Source organism: Sinorhizobium americanum (assembly GCF_001651855.1).
GTDB lineage: Bacteria > Pseudomonadota > Alphaproteobacteria > Rhizobiales > Rhizobiaceae > Sinorhizobium > Sinorhizobium americanum.
This window is the reverse complement of record NZ_LNQC01000069.1, coordinates 1-4,910: the sequence shown is the minus strand read 5'-3', so window position 1 is coordinate 4,910 and position 4,910 is coordinate 1. Positions and strand designations below refer to the sequence as shown.

Below are 4,910 nucleotides of genomic sequence, written 5' to 3'. Positions count from 1 at the left end.
AGACAACGACCGACGCCGCGCCTTGTAGGCGCGGAGAGGATGTCCTTTGCTTGACAGACCCAGCCCAAAAAGAGAAGCCCCGCCGGGGCCGGGGCTGTTTAAGCACGATGGCTTTATAGAACGAAACCGCTGCCAGTGAGCGTGACAGAGTCGTCGAGGCGAACTATCAAGTCCGCCGTGCCATCCCCGCTCAGATCAGCGTAGACGTACGTCTCCGTTGCCGCTTTCTCGTACCGAACTTGGCCAGAGCCGCTGAACTCCGCCGTACCGATGAATGAAAACGCCTGGTTGCCAGCGGCACTTAAGTTGGCGTCGATAGCTGAAAGATCAATCATGTCACCCTCCGCCGTGAGAAAGTCGAAGATTGTATCAATGGAGGCCTCGCTGGACTCGTACACGGACTTGAACATGAACCGATCCGCGCCCTCGCCGCCGAATAGTCGATCCGCCTCGTCGCCACCGAACAGACGATCCGCTCCGGTGCCGCCATACAGGTTGTCCTCTCCGGCATAGCCGACGAGGCTGTCGTCCCCGCCGCCACCGATGAGGGAATTGGCCGCGCCATTGCCAAACAGCCCATCCGCGTGAGAGCTGCCGGTCAGATTTTCAATTGAGGAATAAACATCGCCTGCCGCGTCATTTGTGTTTCGGCTGGGTCCTGCCAAGTTCGCGATTACGCCGGCGGCTGAACCGGCATATGACGCAGTATCCGCCCCGTCGCCACCACGCAGTGTGTCACCACCGGCTCTTCCGATGAGCGTGTCGTCATCTGCCCCACCGATGAGAATGTTCACCGCTGCATTGCCTTCGAGGCGGTCCGCGAAATCAGTTCCCTTAAGGTTCTCAATCGAGAAATACTGGTCGAAGTAGGCATCGTTCGTGTTGCTGTCTGGGTTTCTGAGACTTGCGGTCACACCTTCGAATGCATCGAGATAGGAAACGGTATCAGAACCGGCGCCCCCGCTGAGAACGTCCTCTCCGATTCCACCATTCAGCGTATCGTTGCCATTGCCGCCGTAGAGCTTATCCGAGCCTTCGCCCCCAATGATCGCGTCGTCGCCGTCATCACCAAACAAGGTGTCGGTGTCCTGACCGCCAGATATGCTGTCATTGCCAGCATAGCCTCTAAGATAGTTTGTGGCGTCGCCACCGCTTAGAATGTCATCTCCCCCAAACGCCTCCCGAACGAGCGCCAGGTCATCTGAGGTCGAGGATGTCTTCGCCGCACTAACAAGCTCTGTTGCGGCAATCGAAAGCCCCGACAGGGAGATAATAACACGGCCGTCGAAAAGCGAGACGAAACTCGATATTGTCCCAGCGGTCGGATAGCCGCTGCTGTCATATTTGAAGCCACTTCCACGGAATTGGTCGGAAAAGTTGCTATGGTTGACAGTGAAGGTCCCGGAAGTTCCCGACAAAGAAGCGGCCCGGGTAATCCTATGGAAATCAAATTCCTCCCGCATGTCCATTATATAGTCGTATGCAATCGAAAGCTTTATGCCCACGTTCACCCCCATGGCTCCGTCAAGGAATGCGGGTAGCGTTAAGGTCTAGCTTCGGCAAAATCAACCTGGAATTTAATCGAACGGCGCAACTACACCCCAATATTGACCGTCGATATCGCGCCCCACCAACACACTCCACGAGTGCAGCCACTGCCCAATCTGTAGATGATCTCTCGCGGCGCTTGCAATTGCTGAGGGATCGGCTATCTCGCGCTGACAAATCAGCATCGAGTTGGACATGTCGGAAACCATTCTGCCCACCATTGTAAATAGGACGAACGACAGCGACAACACCGTTACGGTCTTGCTCGGTTTCAGCAAGTACCTCTGTCGAGGCTTCGCGAGAAACAACATTCAGATGACGGGCAATTGGTATCTGGAGAACATCCCGAGCCAGACCTCTGAAATATCCGCATACATCAGCGCGCACAATCCGAAGTTCGTCAATTTCGTCGGCACCAGCAAATCGTGCACCGGCGCGTTCATCTTTGCTAATGGGTTGGCAAGCCGTTTCCCGAAGACTGTCTTCCGGGTGTTTGCGTTCTCTGCCTATACCCGTCTCGATCGGGGCTATTACGAGCAAACCGGCAAGATTGGAGAGCTCCCCGAATCTCTAATCAAGACATGGGAAACCGCAGAGGGGCTCGCCCTCACCGAACGCTACAAAGATGCAATTGACCTTGTACAGCAAATCCCAAACATAAAGGCTTACTTGATATTCCCATCGCGGAGCCGAGGGACAGAACCGGACGCTGCCAAGAGAATGTCCCACCTTGACAATGTCGCGTTGATCCCGTTGCGGGTGCGGGTCCACAGCGTCATATTCCCGTTCTGGAAAACGCTGACGCCGGACGCCAAGGTCGAAACCTTCGAGGGACTAAAGCCGACAACTCTTAAGCCTGAGGTCTACAAATACTTCCATGCAATGCAAACCGACGCATGGTATCGCTTCAGCCTCTACACCTTGATCTTCGAAACACCCAGATTCCGGCAGGAGATGAAGCGATTTAACGAACAGTACTCTCGAAGTCTCACGAATGGCTGAGCTTCGCCTACGGAGCCGGATAGGTTATCACTGTCCCGTCGTCTAAGCGCTCGAAGTAGTCGTCGCCACCTGTGAATGGCTGAACCCCACGCGCGATGAGCCAGTCGTAGAACTCATCACATAGCCGTTTTTCGTCAACGGTGAGACGAGACATATCTGGATCAACTTGACTAGGCGGTTCGTCGAGATAGCGGTTGAGCGGGCGCTGTAGCTCACAAACCTCTTCTAAGTCCGTGGTAACTGTCATCGCGAATTGACCATTGATCGCGCCTTGGTCAGTCGCGCGCTCTTCCGACATTTTTAGGACTCCTGGTCATCTTAGGGCAATTGCCCCCATCAGATAAAGATGCTGCGAGGATCGAAATACGCCTGCAGCGCAGCGGCGTTAGCCTTGATCTGATCCTCCGTGTGCGCCACGGAGGCAATCGCGGCAAAGGCAATGTCGCATGCGCCGGCAAAGGCCGTCGAGTAGCCGGAGCCGATCCGGAAATAGCCGAGGCTGGGGAAGCGAGGCGCTCCAGTCACCAGAGACGGGCCTCGCCCGGGGGGCTAGTCGCCAGTTCTTCAAACATGAGGCAGCAGGATTGCCCCTATCCGTGGTCCACCGCGTCGCGAGAGTTTCTGCCATGTAGGCGCTAAAAAACCCCGCCGGAGCGGGGGTTGGTTTGGCCAGCCGATTGTTAGCCTAGAGGATGAAATGGCCAGAGTTCAGCATGATCGCGTCATCGAGATGGATTGTCAGGTCAGCTACTTGGTCGCCGTCGACATCGGCATAGATATACGTGTCGGAAGCACGCTTTTCGAACCGCAACTCCCCTATGCCGCCGCTGAAAGCGTCCGCTCCGATGAACACCAGCGCGTCGTCGCCTCCATAATAAGGATTGGCATCAATTCCTGATAGATCGATCCGATCTCCTTCCGACGCGAAGAAGTCGAAGATCGTATCGGTGACCGAGCTCGTGGATTCGGTTGTCTCTTTAAAAATAAACNAGGGTATTCGCCACGCCATTGCCGAACAGCCCGTCTGTGTACGAGCTCCCTACGAGATTTTCGATGGATGAATAGACGTCGCCTGCGGCGTCATTGGTGTTGGCGCTTGCATTGCTGAGGTTGGCGATGACGCCGGCGGTGGCGCCGTAATAGTATGCGCTGTCTGTGCCGGCGCCGCCGTTGAGGGTATCGCCGCCGGCTCTGCCGATCAGCCTGTCGTTGCCATTACCGCCGGTCAGAACATTAGCGTTGGCGTTGCCCTCGAGGATGTCCGAGTAGCTCGTGCCTGTGAGGTTCTCGATCGACGAATACTCGTCGCCAGACGCATCATTGGTGTTGCTGGCGAGATTCTTGAGGCTTGCGACCACACCCTCCGAAGCGCCGACGTATGATGCCGTATCCGAGCCGGCGCCGCCGCTGAGCAGGTCAAAGCCGCTGCCGCCGTTCAGCGTATCGTTGCCATTGCCCCCGTAAAGACTGTCCCCATTGGAGCCACCCGAAATCTTGTCGTCGCCATCGTCGCCGAAGAGGTCGTCCCAATATTGGCCGCCAGAAATGACGTCGTTACCCGCATACCCCCTAAGGTAGTTGGAAGATTCGCCGCCGTTCAGATTGTCATTTCCGGCCAGCGCGTCGCGAATGATGGCGAGGTCATCCGAGAGGGATTCGGTCTTCGCCGCACTGGCAATTATGGTCGTGGCGATCGAAAATCCAGAAATGAGGGCCATGCGGCCGCCGCTGTACAAGATGGCGTAGCTCGTCACGGTGCCAGCTGTCGGATAGCCATCGCTATCATACTTGAAGCCGCTTCCCCGAAACTGATCGGTCCAACTACCGTAATGGGCAGAGAAGATCGACGAGCTTCTGGAGTAGGAATCTGCATAAAGAAGCGAACTGAAGTCGATCTCGCGCATGTCGAGACCGTAGTCGTCTGAAACGGAAACTGTTACGCCCACAATTTTCCTCCTGGAAATCAATAAAATACCGCAACAGCGGTACCGCCTTCTCTTTGGCTGATCAACCAGCGCTTGTGGTGTGTCGGAGCGGGCAGACGTTTTTCTTAGGTGGTTGTGGCTACGAAGCCTCTCCCCCCTCGAGCGCCGCTAGCCTTCTCGGCCGTCCTTTGGTCCGGCGACTAGATACGGCACGCAGCCTGTTCGTGTGTGTGTTGACGAGACTTCCCTCTGCAGATCACGCAAACGCCTGTGGCGTCACGTGCGTTGATTTGCTTAAAGACATTTGGCCGAATCGTTGATCAATGAACTCGCAGGTGCCCGATGCTCGACTTAAACGTATGGCCCGCCCCGTCCGCAAGGGGTTTTTTGAAAGACAGCTCTGTTCAGTCTGCGTCAACGTATCCGGTCTCGAGG

The 4,910-nt window shown here is 56.0% G+C and carries 6 protein-coding genes; 1 reads left to right on the top strand and 5 read right to left on the bottom strand.

The genetic code is table 11. The annotated features are described in order from the left end of the window. Positions 1-113 precede the first annotated feature (113 nt). On the bottom strand, positions 114-1,511 hold the full coding sequence (locus tag ATC00_RS33860) for a calcium-binding protein (RefSeq protein ID WP_268801740.1): 1,398 nt from the start codon (positions 1,509-1,511) through the stop codon (positions 114-116). 232 nt (positions 1,512-1,743) lie between these two features. On the opposite strand from ATC00_RS33860, the gene ATC00_RS20530 reads away from it, so the two are divergent. Then, on the top strand, positions 1,744-2,550 hold the full coding sequence (locus ATC00_RS20530) for a hypothetical protein (RefSeq protein WP_064254167.1): 807 nt from the start codon (positions 1,744-1,746) through the stop codon (positions 2,548-2,550). Between the two features lie 7 nt (positions 2,551-2,557). Here ATC00_RS20530 and ATC00_RS20525 read toward each other — a convergent pair whose 3' ends face one another. The 4 genes from ATC00_RS20525 to ATC00_RS33630 all read right to left on the bottom strand — a co-directional run. Beyond that, positions 2,558-2,848, bottom strand: coding sequence for a hypothetical protein (locus ATC00_RS20525; RefSeq protein ID WP_064254166.1), 291 nt, complete (start codon positions 2,846-2,848; stop codon positions 2,558-2,560). Positions 2,849-2,886: 38 nt separating this feature from the next. Beyond that, positions 2,887-3,075 carry a hypothetical protein gene (locus ATC00_RS20520; protein ID WP_064254165.1) on the bottom strand — a complete coding sequence of 63 codons (189 nt, stop codon included), beginning with the start codon at positions 3,073-3,075 and terminating at the stop codon, positions 2,887-2,889. A gap of 160 nt (positions 3,076-3,235) precedes the next feature. Next, positions 3,236-3,490 (bottom strand): hypothetical protein, encoded by a 255-nt coding sequence (locus ATC00_RS33635; RefSeq protein ID WP_234782378.1) that lies wholly within the window; start codon positions 3,488-3,490, stop codon positions 3,236-3,238. Positions 3,491-3,540: 50 nt separating this feature from the next. Beyond that, the coding region (locus ATC00_RS33630) for a calcium-binding protein (protein WP_268801741.1) at positions 3,541-4,268 on the bottom strand (728 nt) is incomplete at its 3' end. Positions 4,269-4,910 lie beyond the last annotated feature (642 nt).

Excerpts from the sequence above, each read along its gene's own strand:
- ATC00_RS20530 (WP_064254167.1), top strand. The coding sequence starts at position 1,744 with ATGTCGGAAACCATTCTGCCCACCATTGTAAATAGGACGAACGACAGC.
- ATC00_RS20525 (WP_064254166.1), bottom strand. The coding sequence starts at position 2,848 with ATGTCGGAAGAGCGCGCGACTGACCAAGGCGCGATCAATGGTCAATTC.